The sequence below is a fragment of the Streptomyces sp. PH10-H1 genome (genome assembly GCF_030063355.1).
Classification (GTDB): Bacteria; Actinomycetota; Actinomycetes; order Streptomycetales; family Streptomycetaceae; genus Actinacidiphila.
In genome coordinates this window covers 1-1,367 of the sequence record NZ_JASISZ010000208.1, presented here as the reverse complement: position 1 = coordinate 1,367, position 1,367 = coordinate 1, and the positions used below count along the sequence as shown (strand labels likewise).

1 protein-coding gene is annotated in these 1,367 nt (G+C 71.3%); it reads left to right on the top strand.

What is annotated here, in order from left to right:
• Positions 1-100 precede the first annotated feature (100 nt).
• Entirely contained in the window at positions 101-1,357 is a 1,257-nt protein-coding gene (locus QMK24_RS41235) for an ISAs1 family transposase (protein WP_283472048.1), read from the top strand.
• Positions 1,358-1,367 lie beyond the last annotated feature (10 nt).

Below are 1,367 nucleotides of genomic sequence, written 5' to 3'. Positions count from 1 at the left end.
CACGGCCGTTTCAAGATCGACGGTGGGTGGGTGACGCGCGGCGTGTCGGCGCGCTGAGCAGGACAGAGCTCCGGTAGGACGAGGGTTCTCACACCAACTCATGTCTACCGGAGCTCCGTTGCTGGTCGAGTCTGCCATCCCTGATGCCTTGCTGTCCGCGTTCGGAGGGCTGGTGTCGGCGGAGTTGCCGGTGCGGGCGACGCCGGATGTGCTGAGGGGCCTGCTGGCGTGGTTGGGGCAGGTCGGGGACGGTCGGCAGGAGCGGGGGCGGTTGTATCCGGTGCCGGCGGTGCTCGCGTTGGCGGCCGGGGCGGTGGCGGCGGGGATGCGGTCCTTCGCCGGGATCGCGAGCTGGGTCTCGGACGTGCCCCCGTCGTGGTGCCAGGAGCTGTATCGGCAGCTCGGAGCCGTGGAACCGGCGCAGGGTCCGCCGTCCGGGAGCACGATCTGGCGGGTGGTGACCGGCGCGGACGCCGGGGCGGTGGACCGGGCGGTCGGGAACTGGCTGCTGGAGGAGGCCGCCCGGGAGTCACGGTGTGGACCGGCGGGCGATGGGCCCGGGCTGACGGCGTGGGCGGCGGACGGCAAGGCGCTTCGGGGCGCGAAGGACCAGGACGGGAAGGCCGTGCGGCTGCTGGCGTTCATGGAGCACGACCGTCAACTGGTGCTCGGGCAGGTGCAGATGAGCCGGAAGAGCAACGAGATCCCGGCCTTCTACGAGTTGCTGGACCAGTTGGGGGCGCAGGTGAAGGGGGTGGTGTTCACCGCGGACGCTCTGCACACGCAGCGCAGGCATGCCCGGGTGCTGCACGGCCTCGGCGCGGACTTCGTATTCCAGGTGAAGGGCAACCAGCCCAGGCTGTTCGCGGCGTTGGACGCACTGGACTGGGGCGCAGTGCCGGTCGGTCACGAGGAGACCGTGCGCGGGCACGGTCGCAGCGTGCGGCGCACGATGCAGCACCTGCCCGCCCCGGACGGTCTGCCGTTCCCGCACGTCAGCCAGGTCTTCCTGTGTGAACGCTACGTGAGCGACCTGGACGGGAAGCTGGTGAGCGCGGTAGCGGTCCTGGGCGTCACCAGTGCCAGTGCCGAGCGGGCCGGGGCCGCCGAACTCGCGCGCTTGTGCTCGGGCCAGTGGCAGCTGGAGGTGCTGCACTTCCTACGGGACACGCTCTACGCCGAGGACGCCTCCCGCGTGCGCACCGCTTCAGGCCCACGCGTCATGGCCGCCCTGCGCAACCTCGCCATCGGCGCACACCGCCTCGCCGGACGCACCGCCATCACCGAAGCCACCCGCTGGGCCGGACGCGCCATGCACCGCCCGTTCGACCTCCTCGGACTCCCGCACGGATCTTGAAATAGCCGTG

What these genes read in the sequence shown, in the direction of transcription:
- QMK24_RS41235 (WP_283472048.1), top strand. Translation starts at nt 101, where the DNA reads ATGTCTACCGGAGCTCCGTTGCTGGTCGAGTCTGCCATCCCTGATGCC.